Consider the following 19,070-nt stretch of genomic DNA (forward strand, 5'->3'; position numbering starts at 1 on the left):
ACGGTGGCCCACGTGAACGTGCTGGACATCCTGTTGCTGGTCGCCGCCGTGTGGTTCGCGATCGTGGGCTACCGCCAGGGGTTCGTCGTCGGCATCCTGTCGGTGACCGGCTTCCTGGGCGGCGGTCTCATCGCCGTGTCCCTGCTCCCGCTCGTCTGGGACCAGGTGACGGACGACAAGGCCAAGGTGTCCACCACCATGGCCGTGGTCGCGGTGGTCGTCGTCATCGTCTGCGCCTCGATCGGCCAGGCCTTCACCACGCACCTGGGCAACCGGCTGCGCCGCTACATCACCTGGTCACCGGCGCGCGTGGTGGACGCGACCGGCGGCGCGCTGGTCAACGTGATGGCCATGCTGCTGGTGGCGTGGCTGATCGGCTCCGCGCTCGCCGGGACGTCACTTCCCACGCTGGGCAAGGAGGTTCGCGGCTCCAAGGTCCTGCTCGGCGTGTCGCGGGTGCTGCCCGACCAGGCCAACACCTGGTTCTCGGACTTCAGTTCCGTCCTCGCCCAGAACGGCTTCCCCCAGGTCTTCAGTCCGTTCTCGAACGAACCGATCACCGCGGTGCAGCCGCCCGACCCGGAGCTGGCCCGCAGCCCCGTCGTCGAGCGCGCGAAGCGATCCATCGTCAAGGTGGTCGGTACGGCGCCCAGTTGCAGCAAGGTGCTGGAGGGTTCCGGGTTCGTCTTCGCGCCGGGCAAGGTCATGACGAACGCGCACGTCGTCGGCGGGGTGGGCGAGCCGACCGTGCAGATCGGCGGCGAGGGCAAGCTGTACGACGGCAAGGTCGTGCTCTACGACTGGGAGCGGGACATCGCCGTCCTGGACGTGCCCAAGCTGAAGGCGCCGCCGCTCGAATTCGCCGAGAAGGACGCGGCGAGCGGGTTCGACGCGATCGTCGCCGGGTTCCCGGAGAACGGCGCCTACGACGTGCGCCCGGCCCGCGTCCGGGGCCGGATCAACGCGAACGGCCCGGACATCTACCACCGGGGCACCGTCCGCCGTGACGTCTACTCGCTGTACGCGACGGTCCGCCAGGGCAACTCGGGCGGCCCGCTGCTGACGCCCGACGGCAAGGTGTACGGGGTCGTGTTCGCGAAGTCGCTCGACGACCCGAACACCGGCTACGCCCTGACGGCGGACGAGGTCCGCGACGACATCAGGAACGGCCGGAGCGCCGAGCGCCGGATCGACAGCCAGGGCTGCGCCCTCTGAGCCGTACGCGGTGTGCGCGGCCCGCGGGAGCGGACCGCGCACACCGCGCGGGCGGACGGATCGGGTGGGGTGGTGGTACGCCTGGGGTGCGTCGTCTACGTGTGCGTCGTCTACGTGCGCGGATGGCGCAGGCGCGCCGAGACCCAGCGGGCCCGGCGGCGCAGGATCAGTGGAATTCCGAGCCGGGGGTCGTGGCCGTGGCCTTGTCGACCGACCCTCTCGTGGGTGCCCGGCGCGGCGGCCGAGCGTCGTTCGCGTGCGGTGTCACCGTAGTCGTGCGTCCAGCCCATACCGGGACCTCTGCCCGTGCCCCAAGGTCCGTAATCGCCCGGGCGTCGGCCAATTGGCCTATGCGGCGGGCAAGTGAACGTGCGTAGGACACGTGTTCCCGCCGGTCACCGGTCGGGTTCGGGGTCCCCCAGCCAGTTCACCAGCTCCGTCGAGAAGACGTCCGGGGCCTCCTCGTGTGGGAAGTGCCCGAGACCGTCGAACAGCCGCCACCGGTACGGGGCTTCGACGTACTCCCCGGACCCCGCCGCACTGCGCGTGCGCATCACCGGGTCGAGCGCGCCGTGCACGTGCAGCGTCGGCACCCGCACCGGACGCTTCATCCGGCGGTTGAACTGGAGCCCGTCCGGCCGGGCCATGGAGCGCATCATCCAGCGGTAGGGCTCGATCGAGCAGTGCGCGGTGGACGGGATGCACATCGCGCGCCGGTAGGCGTCGATGGCCTCCTCCTCCGCGCGGCCGTCCGGACCCCCCTGCGACAGCGGCCCCGACCACGCGCGGATCAGCTCGCCGACCAGCGCGCCCCCGTCGGCGACGAGCTGCCGTTCGGGGATGAACGGGCGCTGGAAGCCCCAGATGTGCGCACTGGCCCGGGTCTGGCCGACATCGGACAGCATCGCCGAGCGCCAGCGGCGCGGATGCGGCATGGAGGAGACGACCAGGCGCCGCACCAGCTTGGGCCGCATGACGGCGGCGGTCCAGGCGAGGTACCCGCCCAGGTCGTGCCCCACGAGCGCGGCGTCTGGCTCGCCCAGCGAGCGGATGACCCCGGTGACGTCGAGGGCGAGGTTGGCCGGATCGTAACCGCGCGGGGTGCGGTCGCTGCCGCCCACCCCGCGCAGGTCCATCGCCACCGCGCGGTAGCCCGCGTCGGCGAGCGCCACCAGCTGGTGGCGCCAGGTCCACCAGAACTGCGGGAAGCCGTGCAGGAGCAGCACCAGCGGCCCCTCGCCCAGCTCGGCGACGTGGAACCGGGCGCCGTTGGCGGCGACGTCCCGGTGGGTCCAGGGGCCGTCGATCCGCACCGGCGAGGCAGCCGGGGGCGGGGTGCTGCTGGGGTCCGGTGTGGGCGCTGTCATGAAGACGAGCGTGCCACACCCACCGCCTTGTCACTGACCGGCCGCGGATGCGGCTTGACGGTCCCGACCAGGGCCGCGGTCTGCTTGACGGAGGCGATGGAGCGCTCCGGCGGCTTGACCTTCTTGAACTTCGACACCGCGATCAGCGCGAGCAGGCCCGCGAGCAGCAGGAACGCTCCGCCGACGATCAGGAACGACCACGCGAGGCCGAGGCCGAGGGCGTGGATCCCGTAGGCGGCCGCGAAACTCAGCACCGGCAACGAGAAGATTCCGAACACTCCGGCGATACCGATGGCGGTAGCACCGATGCCCACGCGCTTGACGTCCTGGCGCAGTTCCGCCTTCGCGAGGGCGATCTCGTCGTGCACCAGGGCGGACATCTCGGCGGTGGCCGAGGCGACCAGCTGACCGAGCGTGCGCTCGGCTCCTTGCGCCCCTTGGTCCACTGCGCTCATCGCTCTCTCCCTCATTCGTCTGCCGGCGACGGCTGTCCTCCGTCAGTCAGATCATGCCGGACGGTCGCCTCCGGCGGGGGACCCGGTGGCGGCGGCGGTGGCCGCTTCGGCCCCTTCGGCGGAGCCCGCGGCCCCCGCGACCGCTCCGGGGGCCGCTCCGGCGGCTTCCGCCCGGCGGCGGTGTTCCGCGGCCTTGGCCTCGTAGATCTTCGCCATGCGCAGGTGGTAGTCCGGCTTGTCCGCCTCGTAGACGTCCGGGATCCCGTCGAGGTCCTCGTCGCGCTCCTCCGCGTCGGTGAGGGCCTTGTACTTGCGGTCGCGGAGCTTGAGCATCACGCTCGCGAAGACGGCGGCGATGAGCGAGCCGATCAGGACGGCGGCCTTCACCTCGTCGGTGAGGGTCTGGTCGCCGGCGAAGGCGAGTTCGCCGATCAGCAGGGAGACGGTGAATCCGATGCCGGCGAGCGAGGCGACCGCGAAGACGTCGGGCCAGGCGAGGTCGTCGTTCAGCTCGGCCCTGGTGAAGCGGGCGGCCAGCCAGGTGCCGCCGAAGATGCCGATGGTCTTGCCGACGACCAGGCCCAGCACCACGCCGAGCGTCTCGGGCCGGGTGAAGACCTGTCCGATCGATTCGTCCGAGAGGGAGACGCCGGCGGCGAAGAGGGCGAAGAACGGGACGGCCAGACCGGCGGAGACGGGCCGGACCAGGTGCTCGATGTGCTCGCCGGGGGAGTGCTGCTCGCCGTCCTTGACGTGGCAGCGGAGCATCAGGCCCATGGCGACACCGGCGATGGTCGCGTGGACGCCGCTGTTGTACATCAGGCCCCAGATCACCAGGGCGAGCGGCACGTAGACGTACCAGCCGCGGACGTCTCGGCGCAGCAGGAACCAGAAGAGGACGAGGCCGGCGACCGCCCCGCCGAGCGCCGCGAAGTTGATGTCGCTGGTGAAGAACACCGCGATGATCAGAATGGCGAACAGGTCGTCGACCACGGCCAGGGTCAGCAGGAACGCGCGCAGCGCGGACGGCAGCGAGGTGCCGATCACGGCGAGGACGGCGAGCGCGAAGGCGATGTCGGTGGCGGTGGGGACCGCCCAGCCGTCCGTCGAGCCGCCGCCGAAGGTGTTGACCGCCACGTAGACCAGGGCGGGGACCGCCATGCCGCAGAGGGCGGCGATCACCGGCAGGGCGGCGGCCTTGGCATCGCGCAGGTCCCCGGCGACGAGTTCGCGCTTCAGCTCGATGCCGGCGACGAAGAAGAAGACGGCGAGCAGGCCGTCGGCCGCCCAGTGCTGGAGCGAGAGGTCCAGCCCGAGGGCGGCGGGGCCGAGGTGGAAGCCGCGGACGCTGTCGTAGCCGTCGGCCAGGGCCGGGATGTTCGCCCACAGCAGGGCGGCGATGGCGGCCACGAGGAGGAGGACGCCGCCCACGGTCTCGGCGCGCAGCGCGTCGGCCACGAACCGGCGCTCGGGCAGCGAGAGCATGCCGAGGAGCTTGCGGGCGGGCGGTTCGGTCGGGCGGGGCGCGGCCACGTGAGGACCTCCGGGGTCGGTTGGACGGCATGACGAAGCACGTTGCCGACCAGACTTCCCGGCGCACCCTGTGGATCACATTTTTACGTTCTCAATACTTTACAGGGGACCCGCGGACGGTGCGGGGTACGCAAGGGATGTATCCGGCGATCATCACCTTAAACGCGAAAGGGGCACCCGGCGCGCTATGCGCCGGGTGCCCCTGGGACGCGGGGGACTCAGTCCTCGTCGCCCGCGGCGGGCAGCTGGGTCTGGATCAGGTCCATGACCGAGGAGTCCGCGAGGGTGGTGACGTCACCGACCGCCCGGTTCTCCGCGACGTCGCGCAGCAGGCGGCGCATGATCTTGCCGGAGCGGGTCTTGGGCAGCTCCTGGACCGGCAGGATCCGCTTCGGTTTGGCGATGGGGCCGAGCGTGGTGCCCACATGGTTGCGCAGCTCGGCGACCAGGGTGTCTGTCTCGGCGGCGCTGCCGCGCAGGATCACGAACGCCACGATGGCCTGACCGGTGGTCTCGTCCGCCGCGCCGACCACGGCCGCCTCGGCGACCGAGGGGTGCGAGACGAGCGCCGACTCGACCTCGGTGGTCGAGATGTTGTGGCCGGAGACCAGCATGACGTCGTCGACCCGGCCGAGCAGCCAGATGTCGCCGTCGTCGTCCTTCTTGGCGCCGTCGCCGGCGAAGTACTTGCCCGGGAAGCGCGACCAGTAGGTGTCGATGAACCGCTGGTCGTCGCCCCAGATGGTGCGCAGCATGGAGGGCCACGGCTCGGTGAGGACCAGGTAGCCGCCCCCGCCGTCGGGGACCTCGTTGCCCTCGTCGTCCACGACGGTGGCGCCGATGCCGGGCAGCGCGCGCTGGGCGGAACCCGGCTTGGTCGCGGTGACACCGGGCAGCGGGGAGATCATCATGGCGCCGGTCTCGGTCTGCCACCAGGTGTCCACGATCGGACAGCGGTCACCGCCGATGTTCTTGCGGTACCACATCCAGGCCTCGGGGTTGATCGGCTCGCCGACCGACCCCAGCACGCGCAGGCTCGACAGGTCGAACTTGGCGGGGATGTCGTCGCCCCACTTCATGAAGGTGCGGATGGCGGTGGGCGCCGTGTAGAGGATGGTGACGCCGTACTTCTGCACGACCTCCCAGAAACGCCCCTGGTGGGGGGTGTCGGGGGTGCCCTCGTACATCACCTGGGTCGCGCCGTTGGCCAGCGGCCCGTAGACGATGTAGGAGTGCCCGGTCACCCAGCCGATGTCGGCGGTGCACCAGTAGACGTCGGTCTCCGGCTTGAGGTCGAAGACGGCGTGGTGCGTGTACGAGGCCTGGGTGAGGTAGCCGCCCGAGGTGTGCAGGATGCCCTTCGGCTTCCCCGTGGTGCCCGAGGTGTAGAGGATGAAGAGCGGGTGCTCCGCGTCAAAGGCCTCGGGGGCGTGCTCGGCGGACTGGCGGCCGACGATGTCGTGCCACCAGACGTCCCGGCCCTCGGTGAAGGCGGTGTCCTGGCCGGTGCGCCGGACGACGAGCACGTGCTCGACCTGCGGGCACTTGCCGACGGCCTCGTCGATGGCGGGCTTGAGCGCGGTGGGCTTGCCGCGGCGGTAGCCGCCGTCGGCGGTGATGACGAGCCGGGCGTCGGCGTCCTGGATGCGGGAGGCGACGGCGTCGGCGGAGAAACCGCCGAAGACCACGGAGTGTGCGGCGCCGACCCGGGCGCACGCGAGCATCGCGACGACGGCCTCGGGGATCATCGGCAGGTAGACGGCGACCCGGTCGCCGCTGCGCACCCCCAGCTCGGTCAGGGCGTTGGCGGCCCGGGAGACCTCGTCCTTGAGCTCGGCGTAGGTGATCGAGCGGCTGTCGCCCGGCTCGCCCTCGAAGTGGAGGGCCACCCGGTCGCCGTTGCCGGCCTCGACGTGACGGTCCACGCAGTTGTAGGCGACGTTCAGCTTGCCGTCCGCGAACCACTTCGCGAAGGGCGGGTTGCTCCAGTCGAGCGTCTCGGTGGGCTCGACGGCCCAGCTCAGTCGACGTGCCTGCTCGGCCCAGAAGCCCAGCCTGTCCGCGTCGGCCTGTTCGTACGCCGCGGCCGTCACGTTGGCGGCGGTGGCCAGATCGGCGGGCGGTGTGAACCGCCGCTCCTCCTTGAGCAGGTTGGCCAGGCTGTCATTGCTCACGACATCTCCCTTTCCCAGGGTGTCCGTTGTGTCCCCGGGTATAGCTCATCAGGTCGGACACCCAGGTGACAAGCCCTTGCCGAGAATTGGTTTAGACCTATACCACGGTGGATCGGGTGCCCCGGCCCCGGGCGGGCAGGCGCCGATGGCCCCTTCCGGCGACGGGTCGCGGGAAGGGGCCATCGGTGGCGTTCGAGGACGGAGCGTATCGGCTCAGGCGTGGGAGGCCGCCCGGGGCAGAGCGGGAGCGTCCCGCTTGGCCGCTTTTGCCCCCTCGGTGTCCGGGAGGACACTGTCGAAGACCCGGCAGTCGAAGAAGTCCTCGCCCGGGGACAGCAGATAGGCCTGGGCCTCGCCCACGTGGAAGTACATGCCGTGGAGTTCCAGGGTCCCCTCCGCCAGCCTGCGCGCCACCGACTCGTGGGCCCGCAGGTGTTCCAGTTGCTGCACCACATTGGTCAGGCAGAGCTGCTCCACGGCGTCCGCGGGCAGCCGGCCCGAGATCCGCACCCAGGCGTGGTGCCGACTGGACATCCGGGCCAGGCTCGGCAGTCCGTGCCGCAGCCAGCGCCGCAACGGCGTCATCGGTGCGCCCGGCGTCGCGTTGAGCAGTGCCTGCATCGCCCCGCACCCCGAGTGCCCGCACACGGTGATGCTGTCCACCCGCAGGACGTCCACCGCGTACTCGATGGCGGCCGCGACGGAGTCGTCGGTGGACTCGGCGCCGGGCAGCGGGACCAGGTTGCCGACATTGCGGACCGTGAACAGGTCGCCCGGACCGCTGGCCGTGATCATGCTGGTGACCAGTCGGGAATCCGCGCAGGTCAGGAAGAGCTGCGAGGGGCTCTGGCCCTCGCGCGCCAGCCGGGCCAGCTCGTCCCGGACGTGCGGGGCGGTGTCGCGCTGGAACGCGACGATCCCGTTGGCCAGTTGACCCGCTCCCCGGCGCCGCGGCCCGGGGGTCGGACGGACGGCGGCCCGCGCTCCGGCGGCAGCGGAGCCGGCCGGGCCGACCGGAGCGCCCGGACCCGCCGAGCCGCCCGGAACCGCCGCGCCCCTCGCGGGGTCGGCCTCGTCGGCGGGGACCATCGAACCGGCGTGAGCCGCCCGACCCACCGCTCCGGTGTCCGGCTCCCCGGCCGTCCGGTGGTCGCAGTGGTTCTTCCAGGGGGTCCAGGGGCGGCAGCAGTGGTGCGCGCCGCGCGGGGCCTGGCCGGGCTCGCCGATCCGGGCCCCGGAGCGGCCGGTGACCTCCACCGAACCGCCGTGTGCCAGATGGGAGTCCTGCCAGTCCTGGAGCGTCTCGAAGGCCGCGTGGTCGATGAAGGAGCCGTCCAGCTCGATCACGGCGTGTGCCTGCGGCGGGATCTGCCCCAGCACCCGGCTCAGCCGCGGCACGGCGAGGAAGGTCAACTGGCCGCGTGCCCAGACCCGGTGGACCGCGCCGTCGTCCTGGATCTCGACGGTGATCCGCGTGCGCGCCAGGCGCTGCAGGGCCACGGCGACCGCGGCCGCGATGCCGACGGCCACGCCTTCGAGGACGCCGCCGAGCACCACGGCCGTGATGGTCGTGAGGTAGACGACGAACTCCCGGTGGCGGGTGACGTTGCGCAGCCGCGTGATGCTGGCCATCTGCACGCCCACGGCCATGACGAGCGCGGCCAGCGCGGCGAGCGGGATCAGATCGAGCAGGGGGACGAGCAGCCCGGCCGCGAGCAGCACCCACAGCCCGTGCAGCATCGACGACCTCCGGCTGACCGCACCGGACTTCACGTTGGCGACGCTACGGGCGGCCCCGCCCGCGACGGGAAGCCCGCCGAGTGCCCCGGAGACCATGTTGGCGAGCCCTTGGCCGCGCAGCTCCCGGTTCAGGTCGGCGCGCGCGGGGCGGTCGCCGGTGCCGCGACTGGAAGCGATCATCTTGTCGGTGGCGACCGCGGACAGCAGTGATTCCACGCTGCCGACCAGGGTGACCGTGAGCACCGCCGCGAGGATGCCGAGCACGGGTCCCTCGGGCAGCTCGGGCAGGGCGTGGCTGCTCCAGGACGGCAGGTCCACCCGGGGGAGGGTGAGTCCGGCGAAGGTCGCGACGGCGGTGGCCGAGGCGACGGCGGCGAGCGCCGCCGGGACCTTGCGCAGCGCCCGCCCGGTCCGCCCGGGCAGCCGGGGCCAGGCGAGCAGCACGGTCAGGGTGAGCGCGCTGACGGCGAGCGCCCCGGGATGGAGGTCGGCCAACTGGGCGGGCAGTCCGAGCACGTTGGCGACAGCGGAACTCTGTGGAGTGCCGCCGAGCACGATGTGCAGCTGGGCGATGGCGATGGTCACGCCGACGCCCGCGAGCATGCCGTGGACGACGGCCGGGCTGACCATGAGGGCGGAGCGGGCGGTGCGCAGGAGGGCGAGGCCCAGCTGGCAGAGACCCGCGAGGACGGTGATGGCGCAGGTGGTGCGCCATCCATAGCGCTGGATCAACTCGGCGGTGACGACGGTGAGTCCGGTGGCGGCGCCGCTCACCTGGAGCGGAGCCCCGCCGAACCGTCCGGCGACGATCCCGCCCGCGACGGCGGCCACGAGCCCGGCCTGGAGGGGCGCGCCGGTGGCCAGGGCGATGCCCAGGGAGAGCGGCAGGGCGATCAGGAAGACGGCGGCGGAGGCGGAGAGGTCGGCGGCGAGGCCGGGGGGAATCCGGGGCGTGGCCCCGGGGGGCGCCGGGGGCGGGGAAGCGTGGTGGGTGGAGCGCGTGGGGGCGCTGGCGGTCATGTCCCGTCTCCTCTGGGGGCAGGGGTGAAGCGGCGGGAATCTCAACACTCGGTAAATGGATGGTAATGCAGAGTAAAGAGCCTGCCTAGGCATAGGGGTCGAATAGCCTACGAATTAGCTCGCACGAGTGATTAAGTATTTAGTCGGGCTTGTCATACCTTTCCCGGGCCGGGTCGCGTGCGACGTTTCAGCCGGAACGTGCGGAACACCGAAACGGGCAAGGGATGAGGTGGGCGGATGATGGCCGCCACGAAGAAGATCGCCGGAGGGCTGATCGCCACGGCACTGGTCCTGGGCGCGACCGGATGCGGCGCCTCGGAGCCCGCCAAGTCCACCGGCTCGGGGGGCGCTCAGGTGAAGAAAGGCGCGGCGGCGCCGGAGGCCCCGGGCAGCGTCCTGCGGATGATCGGCGACGGCTCGACCTCGTACACCGGCCCGCAGCCGAACGTGGCCAAGCCGGAAAAGCTCAAGCCCGGCCAGAAGCCCCCGCAATTCGTGGTCTTCTCGTGGGACGGGGCCGGCGAGGACAGCCAGAAGCTCTTCTCGCACTTCCGCGGGGTCGGCAAGCAGTACAACGCGCGGATGACGTACTTCCTCAGTGGCGTGTACATGCTCCCCGAGGAGAAGCGTTCCCTCTACACCGCTCCCCAGCACGCCCCCGGCCGCTCGGACATCGGCTTCGGTGACCTGCAGGGCATCAAGGACACCGCCGAGCAGGTCCGCGGCGCCTGGCTCGAGGGCAACGAGATCGGCACCCACTTCAACGGCCACTTCTGCGGACCCGAGGGCGGCGTCGGCACCTGGTCGGTGGAGGAGTGGAAGAGCGAGATCAACCAGGCCAAGTCCTTCGTCAAGTCCTGGAAGACGAACACCCCGGCCCTCAAGCAGGAGAAGGCGCTGCCCTTCGACTACGACAAGGAGCTGATCGGCGCCCGCACCCCGTGCCTCGAAGGCCAGAAGAACTTCATGCTGGCGGCGAAGGACATGGGCTTCCGCTACGACTCCAGCGGGATCAGCAAGCAGATCTGGCCCAAGAAGACGGACGGCCTGTGGGACCTGCCGCTCCAGCTGGTGCCGATGCCGGGGCGCGCGTTCGAGACGCTCAGCATGGACTACAACTACCTGGTCAATCAGTCGGGGACGACGACCCAGGGCGACCCCTCGCAGCACGCCTACTGGGGTGAGCAGATGCGCGACGGCCTGATGAAGGCCTTCGGCCGCGCCTACGAGGGCAACCGCGCCCCGCTGATCATCGGCAACCACTTCGAGTCCTGGAACGGCGGCACCTACATGCGCGCCGTCGAGGACTCCATCAAGGGCATGTGCACGCAGAAGGAGGTCCGCTGCGTCACCTTCCGCGAGCTGGCCGACTGGCTGGACGCGCAGGACCCCAAGACCCTGGAGTGGATGCGCACGCTCGACGTCGGCCAGGCGCCGAAGGAGGGCTGGACGAAGTTCCTGACCGCGGGTCCGGCGGCCCCGCCCTCCGCTCCCGCGGCGCCCCCGGCCGTCAAGCCGGCTGCGGAGTCGGCAGAGGAGAGCTGAGCGGCTCACCCGCCGGCCCGGCGGACGCCCCGGTGACGGGCTCGCCGTCGAGCCGCTGGTGACCGAGCCGCTCGTGGAGGACGAAGTCGGGGTCGATCTGGTCCGTCAGATCGACCCCCGTCTTCGCGTTGCCCCAGCTCTCGGCGTTCTTCCGGTGGAAGTGCACCATCTGCTCGGTGTACCGGACCCAGTCGCGCCCGGCGTACGAGTCGTCGGCCGCGTCCTGGAGCGTCTGCAGGGCCACCCGGTTGCTCGCCTCCAGCAGGTCGAAGGGGGCCGGACGGCCCTTCTCCATCGACCGGACCCAGTCGGAGTGCCCGACGGTGACGAGCAGGTCGTCCCCGACCTCGGCGCGCAGGAAGTCGATGTCGTCCTGCCCCTGGACCTTGTTCCCGACCACCTTCAGCGTGACGCCGAAGTCCCGCGCGTACTCCTTGTACTGGCGGTAGACGGACACGCCCTTGAGCGTCGGCTCGGCGACCAGGAAGGTCATGTCGAAGCGGGTGAACATGCCGGAGGCGAAGGAGTCCGAACCGGCCGTCATGTCGACGACGACGTACTCGTCGGGTCCGTCCACGAGGTGGTTCAGGCAGAGTTCGACCGCCCCGACCTTCGAGTGGTAGCAGGCCACGCCCAGGTCGGATTCGGTGAAGGGCCCGGTGGCCATGAGCCGGACGTACTCGACGTCGCCCTCTTCGTGGCGGTCGAGCGTGACGGTACGGGCACAGGCGTCGTAGACCGGGTTGTCCTCCGCGACGCGCAGTAGGCGCGAGCCGCTGCCGGGCGGGGTGGTCTTGACCATCGCCTCGGCGGAGGCGATGCGGGGGTTGGAGCCGCGCAGGTACTCCTTGATCAGCGGCAGGTGCGCGCCCATGGCGGGCAGCGCGGCGGCCTCTTCCTCGGTGAGACCGAGCGCGGCGCCCAGGTGCTGGTTGATGTCGGCGTCCACCGCGACGACGGGGGCCTCATTGGCTGCGAGGTGGCGGATGAAGAGGGAGGACAGCGTGCTCTTGCCGCTGCCTCCCTTTCCCACGAAAGCGATCTTCATGTTCACCAAGAGTAGTCGGTTGACCGCACGGTGTGTCCGAGGTGAGTGAAGAAGACCACTCCAAGGAGGGGTCGGTGCTATGGCTGAGCAGTGCGTAGGCTCCCTACTTATGAGTAGCGCTTCTGATCCGCTGGCCGTCCTGACGTCGCTCCCCGGAGTGCCGGACGCGGTGGACTCCGTACGCAAGGCCGTGGACCGGGTCTACGGGCACCGGGTGATGCGGCGCCGCGCCGGCGAGGTCACCTCGGAGGCCGCACTGCGGGCGGCGCGCGGGAGCGCGGCGCTGTCCGGTGCGGACTGGGCCCTGGAGGAGGTGCGGCGGCGCAGCGACTTCGGCTCGGAGGAGCAGGCGCGGACGGTGGGCGCGGCGCTGCGGCTCACCGCCGAGGCCGGGCAGCTGCTGAGCATCTGGCGGCAGTCGCCGATGCGGGTACTGGCGCGGCTGCACCTGGTGGCGGTGGGGCAGGTGAGGACGGGTGGTGGCTCGGGCTCCGGTTCCGCGCCGGGGGCGGACGGACCAGCCGTGGACACCGTCGGGCGGCCGAGGCTGGCCGGCGAGCCGGTGGACGAGCCGCTGGTGGAGCTGCCGCTGCCGGACGCGCGGGAGGTCGCGGGACGGCTCGAAGGGCTGTCCGGGCTGATCATCGGCGGGAGTGCGGCCCCGGCTCTGGTCACGGCGGCCGTGGTGCACGGCGAGCTGCTGGCGCTGCGGCCGTTCGCTTCGTACAACGGGCTGGTCGCGCGTGCGGCCGAGCGGATCGTGCTCATCAACAGCGGCCTCGACCCGAAGGCGATCTGCCCTGCGGAGGTCGGTCACGCCGAGCAGGGCCGCGCGGGCTACCTGGCGGCCTTCGAGGGGTACGTGTCCGGGACCCCCGAGGGGATGGCCGCATGGATCGCGCACTGCGGGCGGGCGGTCGAACTGGGTGTCCGCGAGTCGACGGCGGTGTGCGAGGCGCTCCAGCGCGGCGCCGCCTGAGGGCGGCCGGAACATAGGGTTGCGGCGACACCGTCTTGCTCTGGTGTCGCCGCTGGCACTCGCGCCGGGTTACCAAGCGTCCTCGAAGGTTGCCCATCAGGTCGGGAACTCTGCCCGTCACCTGGTGCGGCTGGCCCGTAATCGACGGGTCGACGTCGCGTGGGTGCTCGGCGTTCGTGCATCTTGCTCGGTCCGTGGGCCTTACTGCGGTTAAAGATGATCCTCTCGGATGTTCTTTGGTCTCGCGGGCCGTTGACTCCTTTGTACTCCGCTTCCGAAGTAAGCGGAACCCCTAGCCCCACTTCTTTACTTTCGGGGCGTAACGGTGCGAATCGGGCGCGGCGTGTCGTGGCTGGTGAGGACCCCGCGGGGGGAGCTGTGCGGGGTGCGGCTCGGCGGGACGTCAGGCGGAGCCGGTGACCGCCGCGAGGACGCTCGCCCGGCGTCGGCTGGCGTACCAGACGAGGCCGGCCGTGGCCGCGGCCGCGCCGACCGCCGCCGCCGCGATGAGCGCGGGGCGGGCGGGCATGGACAGTCCGGGCAGCCGCTGCTTGAGCCGGACCGGCCGGTTGAAGACCAGGATCGGCCACTCGCGGGCCAGCGCCTCCCGACGCAGTGCCCGGTCGGGGTTGACCGCGTGCGGGTGGCCGACCGCCTCCAGCATCGGGACGTCCGTCGCCGAGTCGCTGTAGGCGTAACAGCGCGCGAGGTCGTAGCCCTCGGACTCGGCCAACTCCCGTACGGCTTCCGCCTTGGTGGGCCCGTAGGCGTAGTACTCGATCTCGCCGGTGAAGCAGCCGTCCTCGCCGACCACCATGCGTGTGGCGACGACCCGGTCGGCGCCCAGCATCTCGCCGATCGGCTCGACCACCTCTGCGCCGGAGGTCGAGACGATCACCACGTCGCGGCCCGCGGTGTGATGGGCCTCGATGAGGGAGGCCGCCTCGTCGTAGATGATCGGGTCGATGAGGTCGTGCAGGGCCTCGGCGACGATCTCCCGGACCTGCTGGACGTTCCATCCCTTGCAGAGCGCGGAGAGGTACTCCCGCATCCGCTCCATCTGGTCGTGGTCGGCGCCGCCGGCCAGGAAGATGAACTGGGTGTACGCGGTGCGCAGCACCGCTCGCCGGTTGATCAGGCCGCCCTGGTAGAAGGACTTGCTGAACGTCAGCGTGCTCGACTTGGCAATGACCGTCTTGTCCAGGTCGAAGAAGGCGGCAGTGCGAGGCAAGGAGTGCGGCAAGGGCTGGTTTTCCACGCCCCGAGCATATGCGCCCACCATTCGGCGTAAAGTGCGGCGCGTGGGTTTGCCTAAGCGGCCTCTCGGGTACACCATGGAAGTCACGGATCGTTCGCGACCGTGCTAACCCGGTCTGGCTCCTCCCCCCCCCGAGTCGGACCGTGGGGACGACCCCCGCTCTCCCCCCCGGCGGGGGTCGTCGCATGTCCGGACGCGGTTCGCGTCTCTGCCTTCGGCCCCAAGTGATCATTCCTCTGGCCCCTCTTGCTCGGTGGGCCTACGTGGCGAAGGCCCTTCATTCTCTCGAACGCGTGACGCTGTGTAGTTGTCCCAGTGCGCTGTGAACTCACTCTTGTGGGTGGCGAAGTTATTCACAGGCGCGTTCTTGTCCCCAGTTTTCAAGCAAGATCCACTTGATTTCCCCTCCTCGCTGCACGGTGATTCCGGGCGTGAAGTCCACGGCCCGGGATGTGCGGTGAGAAAGGGGTGGGGATCATGGCTGGATCGTTCACGGGATCGACGGCCGGAATGTGGGCCGGACCGAGGACCGGGAGGGCGGCCGCGGCGGGGCCCCGGGCGCGGACCCGGCCCGCGGCGGGACCGGTGGCCGGAAGGCCGCGGGGAGCGGCGGTCGGTGTGAAGGTCCGCGCGCGGGCAGGGGAAAGGGCTCGGCCGGGACGGGGCGTGCCGGTTCCCGCCGGGGAGCGGCCCGCGCTGGGCGGCGGACGGCCGCTGATCATCACGGAAGACCCGTTGCTGCTCGACGATCTGCTGCGGCTGTGCGCCGCGGCAGGAGCCGAGCCGTATGTGGACCACTCGGTGCCGGAGCACAGCGGAACGGCATGGGCCGCCGACGTCGACTCAGACGGCGCCGAGGGCGGCGAGGCCGCCGGGGCCCGGCGCACCGGCGGGGATGCAGGGGACGGCGCCGAGCGGAGCGCGGGCGGGGGCATCGGCTGGGAGAGCGCGCCGCTCGTCCTCGTCGGGGACGACGCCGCGCGGCGGGTGCGCGGAGCGCCCCGGCGGCACGGGGTGTTCCTCGTCGGCCGGGATCTGGACGATCCCCTGGTGTGGCAGCGGGCGGTGGAGATCGGTGCCGAGGAGGTCCTGCGGCTTCCGGATGCCGAGAGCCGTCTCGTCGACCGCATCGCCGATGTGGTGGAGGGCGCCGGACGGCCCGCGCTGACGGTCGGGGTCATCGGCGGGAGCGGCGGCGCCGGAGCCTCCACGCTGGCCTGCGCCCTGGCGGTGCGGGCCGCCGCTTCCGGGGAGCGGACGCTCCTCGTCGACGGTGACCCGCTGGGCGGCGGTATGGACGTGCTGCTCGGAGGCGAGGGCGCCCAGGGGCTGCGCTGGCCGGACTTCGCGGGCTCGCGGGGCCGGGTCGGCGCCGACGCGCTGGCGGAATCACTGCCGGAACTGCACGCGCTGCGGGTGCTCAGCTGGGACCGCGGCGACCGGGTGGTGGTGCCGCCAGCCGCGATGCGGTCCGTGGTGGCCGCCGCGCGGCGCCGGGGCGGCGTGGTGGTGGTCGACCTGCCCCGGCGGGTGGACGAGGGGGTGGCCGAGGTACTGGCCCAGCTGGACCTGGTGCTGCTCGTGGTGCCGGGCGAGCTGCGGGCGGTGGCCGCCGCCGGGCGGGTGGCGGCGGGGGTCCGGATGGTGGCCCGGGACGTGCGGGTGGTGGTCCGGGGAAGGTTCCCGGGCGGGCTGGACGCCGAAGCGGTGGCCGAGCTGCTGCGGGTGCCGCTGGCCGGAGAGGTGCCGCTGGAGGTGGGACTGCCCGGCAGGGTGGCCGAGGGGGAGACCCCGGGGGCTCGGGCCCGGGGTGCGCTGGCCCGGTTCTGCGACGGCTTCTGGGCGCGGGCGCTGGCCCCTGCCGGTCAGGGGGTGACGGCATGAGCGCCGGGCTGCTGGACGCGGTGCGCCGGCGGCTGGCGGAGAGCGGGGCGGAGCCGACCCCGGCCCGGGTGGCGGCGGCGCTGCGGGCCCAGGGGCGGTTGCTGGGGGACGCGGAGGTGCTGGGCGCCGCCGAGGAGTTGCGGTGCGAGCTGGTCGGCGCGGGACCGCTGGAGGCTCTGCTGGCCGATCCCGGGGTGACGGACGTGCTGGTGGCCGCGCCGGACCGGGTGTGGGTGGACCGGGGCGGGGGGCTGGAGCTGACCGCGGTGACCTTCGCGGACGCCGAGGCGGTGCGCAGGCTCGCGCAGCGGCTGGCCGCCGTCGCGGGGCGCCGGCTGGACGACGCGCGGCCCTGGGTGGACGCGCGGCTCCCGGACGGGACCCGGCTGCACGCGGTGCTGCCGCCCGTCTCGGTCGGCTCGGCCTGCTTGTCGCTGCGGGTGGTGCGGCCGCGGGCGTTCACCCTGGAGGAGCTGGTGGCCGCGGGGACGCTGCCGCCGGGCGGGCAGCGGCTGCTCCGGGCGCTGGTCGAGGCCCGGCTCTCGTTCCTGGTGTCCGGGGGCACCGGCACCGGAAAGACCACGCTGCTCAGCGCGCTGCTGGGGCTGGTCGGTCCGGACGAGCGGATCGTGCTGGCCGAGGACTCGGCCGAGCTGCGCCCCGACCATCCCCACGTGGTGCGGCTGGAGGCCCGCCCGGCGAACCAGGAGGGCGCGGGCCTGGTCACGCTGGCCGACCTGGTCCGCCAGGCGCTGCGGATGCGGCCGGACCGGCTGGTCGTGGGCGAGGTGCGGGGACCCGAAGTGGCCGATCTGCTGGCCGCTTTGAACACCGGGCACGAAGGCGGGTGCGGGACGGTCCACGCGAACGCCGCCGCGCACGTCCCCGCCCGGATGGAGGCGCTGGGAAGCGCCGCCGGGCTCGACCGGGCCGCCCTGCACAGCCAGTTGGCGGCGGCTCTCTCCCTGGTGATCCACCTGGTCCGGGACCGGGGCGGGCAGCGCCGGGTGGCCGAGGTGCACGTGCTGGAGCGGGATTCCGCCGGACTGGTGGTGACGGTGCCCGCGCTGTGCTGGGGTGCGCGGGGTTTCGTCCGGGAGGCGGGCTGGGAGCGGCTGCGCCCTCTGCTGGGAGGTGTGCGGTGAGCGCGGGGACGTCGTTGGTATCGGTTCCGGTGTTCGCCGCGGCGCTCTGTACCGGGGCGGCGGCCTGGCTGCTGGCCGCCCGGGACCAGGGGCCCCGGCGGGCCCGGCTGCTGCTGGCCGGTGCGGGACCGGTGGTATCCGGGGGGCCCGCGCCCTGGGAGCGGCTGGCCGCCGCGGTGCGGATGCGGGCGGCCCGCGCGCCGGAATGGGGCGCGCTGGTGGCCGGGCTGGTCCTGGCCGTACTGGGGGGATCGGCGATCCCGCTCGTCGTGGGGGCGGTGGCGGTGCCGCTGGTACGGAGACTGCTGCGGATCCGGCGGCGGGCCCGCGCCCGGGAGGCGCGGGCCGCGGAGGTGTCGGCCCTGTGCGGGGCCGTGGTGGGGGAGCTGCGCTCCGGGGCGCAGCCGGGGCAGGCCCTCACGGCGGCGATGCGCCGGACGGTGGCCGGACCGGGAGGTCCGGGCGCGGCGGAGGCGGGGCTGCTGGCCGCGGCGGCCTTCGGCGGGGACGTGGCCGGGGCACTGCGGCTGGCGGCCCGGGAGCCGGGCGCGGAGGGGCTGGCCGGGATGGCCGCCTGCTGGCGGGTCTCGCTGGACGGCGGTGCGGGGCTGGCGGCCGGGCTGGAGCGGCTGGAGGGGGCGTTGCGGGCGGAGCGGGACCGGGACGAGTCCCTGCGGGCCCAGTTGGCGGGGGCGCGCTCCACCGCGGTGGTGCTGGCGCTGCTGCCGCTGGTCGGGCTCCTGATGGGGACGGCCATGGGCGCCGACCCGCTGCGGGTGCTGCTGCACACCCCGCTGGGGCTGGGGTGTCTGGCGGCGGGCGGGGTGCTGGAGGCTCTGGGGTTGCTGTGGTGTCGGCGGCTGATGCGGGCGGGTGAGCGGTGATGGGCGGGTTCGGGGCGTGGCTGCCTGAGCCCGGGGGTGGCTTCGGGTTCTTCGTCCACAGGCTGGGGACGGCGCTCTGCCTCGCGGGGGCGGTGGTGTGCCTGGCGTCGGCGCTGGGTGCGCGGGTCCGGGAGCGGGGGGTCCGGCGCAGGCTCGCGGTGCTGCTGCCGGTGGACCCGGTCCCCCGCGGGCCCCTGATCGGATCCCGGGTCCGGGGTGCGCTGGCGGGGTGGGCCGCGCCGGTCGGGGCGCTGCTGGCCGGGTGGGTTCTGGTCGGCGGGGTGGCGGGCGGGGCGGTCGGGTGCGCGGCGGCCTTCGGGGTGCGGAGGTGGCAGCGCCGGGTGCGGGCGGCGCCCGGGGTGGATCCGCGGGAGGCGGTGCGCCAGCTGCCGTTCGCCGCGGATCTGCTGGCCGCGTGCCTGGCGGCCGGAGCGGGGCCGGTGGAGGCGGCCGAGGTGGTCGGGGAGTCGCTCGGCGGGCCGGTGGGCGAGCGGCTGGCCATGGCCGGGGCGGAGCTGCGGCTGGGCGGTGAACCGGGGGACTCGTGGGGGAGGTTGGCGCGGATACCGGACGCCCGGATGCTCGCCGAGTGCCTGGAGCGGGCCGCCAGGACGGGGGCTCCGGCGGCGGAGCCGGTGTCCCGGCTGGCGGTTCGGCTCCGCGAGGACCGGGCCCGGCGGGCGGGGGCCGTGGCGCAGAGGGTGTCGGTTCTCATCACCGCCCCGGTCGGGCTGTGTTTCCTCCCCGCCTTTCTCGCCGTGGGAGTGGCTCCGGTGGTGATCGGAATGGCTTCCGGTCTCCTCTCCGGTAACTGAAATCACAT

15 protein-coding genes are annotated in these 19,070 nt (G+C 72.6%); 7 read left to right on the forward strand and 8 right to left on the reverse strand.

Annotation, left to right across the window (positions count from 1 at the left end):
• Positions 1-12 precede the first annotated feature (12 nt).
• Positions 13-1,215: a MarP family serine protease gene (locus ABZY31_RS09215; RefSeq protein WP_356406519.1), complete on the forward strand. Its 1,203-nt coding sequence runs from the start codon at positions 13-15 to the stop codon at positions 1,213-1,215.
• A gap of 110 nt (positions 1,216-1,325) precedes the next feature.
• On the opposite strand, the gene ABZY31_RS09220 is transcribed toward ABZY31_RS09215, so the two are convergent.
• The 6 genes from ABZY31_RS09220 to ABZY31_RS09245 all read right to left on the reverse strand — a co-directional run bounded on the left by ABZY31_RS09220 (position 1,326) and on the right by ABZY31_RS09245 (position 9,504).
• Positions 1,326-1,505, reverse strand: coding sequence for a hypothetical protein (locus ABZY31_RS09220; RefSeq protein WP_356406522.1), 180 nt, complete (start codon positions 1,503-1,505; stop codon positions 1,326-1,328).
• Between the two features lie 105 nt (positions 1,506-1,610).
• Positions 1,611-2,582 carry an alpha/beta hydrolase gene (locus ABZY31_RS09225; protein ID WP_356406525.1) on the reverse strand — a complete coding sequence of 324 codons (972 nt, stop codon included), beginning with the start codon at positions 2,580-2,582 and terminating at the stop codon, positions 1,611-1,613.
• Complete coding sequence (locus ABZY31_RS09230) at positions 2,579-3,037, reverse strand: phage holin family protein (protein ID WP_356406528.1); 459 nt, start codon at positions 3,035-3,037, stop codon at positions 2,579-2,581. Before ABZY31_RS09230 ends, ABZY31_RS09225 begins: the two co-directional genes overlap by 4 nt.
• 51 nt (positions 3,038-3,088) lie before the next feature.
• On the reverse strand, positions 3,089-4,522 hold the full coding sequence (gene nhaA / locus ABZY31_RS09235; protein WP_356406826.1) for a Na+/H+ antiporter NhaA: 1,434 nt from the start codon (positions 4,520-4,522) through the stop codon (positions 3,089-3,091).
• A 266-nt stretch (positions 4,523-4,788) separates the two neighbouring features.
• The gene (gene acs, locus ABZY31_RS09240; RefSeq protein ID WP_356406829.1) at positions 4,789-6,786 is read right to left on the reverse strand and encodes an acetate--CoA ligase; all 1,998 of its coding nucleotides are present in this window, start codon (positions 6,784-6,786) and stop codon (positions 4,789-4,791) included.
• A 171-nt stretch (positions 6,787-6,957) separates the two neighbouring features.
• Positions 6,958-9,504, reverse strand: coding sequence for a SulP family inorganic anion transporter (locus ABZY31_RS09245; protein ID WP_356406530.1), 2,547 nt, complete (start codon positions 9,502-9,504; stop codon positions 6,958-6,960).
• 237 nt (positions 9,505-9,741) lie between these two features.
• Here ABZY31_RS09245 and ABZY31_RS09250 point away from each other — a divergent pair, with 237 nt between their 5' ends.
• Positions 9,742-11,049 (forward strand): hypothetical protein, encoded by a 1,308-nt coding sequence (locus ABZY31_RS09250; RefSeq protein ID WP_356406532.1) that lies wholly within the window; start codon positions 9,742-9,744, stop codon positions 11,047-11,049.
• Here the strand turns inward: ABZY31_RS09250 and ABZY31_RS09255 are convergent.
• Complete coding sequence (locus ABZY31_RS09255) at positions 11,015-12,097, reverse strand: ATP-binding protein (RefSeq protein WP_356406535.1); 1,083 nt, start codon at positions 12,095-12,097, stop codon at positions 11,015-11,017. The two genes, ABZY31_RS09250 and ABZY31_RS09255, sit on opposite strands and share 35 nt — an antisense overlap.
• A gap of 109 nt (positions 12,098-12,206) precedes the next feature.
• Here ABZY31_RS09255 and ABZY31_RS09260 point away from each other — a divergent pair, with 109 nt between their 5' ends.
• Positions 12,207-13,076, forward strand: a complete 870-nt coding sequence (locus ABZY31_RS09260; protein WP_356406538.1) for an oxidoreductase — start codon at positions 12,207-12,209, stop codon at positions 13,074-13,076.
• Between the two features lie 403 nt (positions 13,077-13,479).
• Here ABZY31_RS09260 and ABZY31_RS09265 read toward each other — a convergent pair whose 3' ends face one another.
• Complete coding sequence (locus ABZY31_RS09265) at positions 13,480-14,358, reverse strand: HAD-IB family hydrolase (RefSeq protein ID WP_356406541.1); 879 nt, start codon at positions 14,356-14,358, stop codon at positions 13,480-13,482.
• Positions 14,359-15,000: 642 nt separating this feature from the next.
• Here ABZY31_RS09265 and ssd point away from each other — a divergent pair.
• The 4 genes from ssd to ABZY31_RS09285 are packed head-to-tail and all read left to right on the forward strand — an operon-like array spanning position 15,001 to position 19,062.
• A complete protein-coding gene (gene ssd, locus ABZY31_RS09270) occupies positions 15,001-16,218 on the forward strand; it encodes a septum site-determining protein Ssd (RefSeq protein WP_356406543.1) in 1,218 nt (405 codons plus the stop codon).
• Positions 16,215-17,363, forward strand: a complete 1,149-nt coding sequence (locus tag ABZY31_RS09275) for a TadA family conjugal transfer-associated ATPase (RefSeq protein WP_356406546.1) — start codon at positions 16,215-16,217, stop codon at positions 17,361-17,363. The genes ssd and ABZY31_RS09275 overlap by 4 nt, the downstream gene beginning before the upstream one ends.
• Positions 17,360-18,247, forward strand: a complete 888-nt coding sequence (locus ABZY31_RS09280; RefSeq protein ID WP_356406549.1) for a hypothetical protein — start codon at positions 17,360-17,362, stop codon at positions 18,245-18,247. The genes ABZY31_RS09275 and ABZY31_RS09280 overlap by 4 nt, the downstream gene beginning before the upstream one ends.
• On the forward strand, positions 18,247-19,062 hold the full coding sequence (locus ABZY31_RS09285) for a type II secretion system F family protein (protein WP_356406552.1): 816 nt from the start codon (positions 18,247-18,249) through the stop codon (positions 19,060-19,062). Before ABZY31_RS09280 ends, ABZY31_RS09285 begins: the two co-directional genes overlap by 1 nt.
• Positions 19,063-19,070 lie beyond the last annotated feature (8 nt).

Origin of the sequence: Streptomyces sp. NPDC006529 (assembly GCF_040611795.1) — a bacterium.
Lineage (GTDB): Bacteria > Actinomycetota > Actinomycetes > Streptomycetales > Streptomycetaceae > Streptomyces.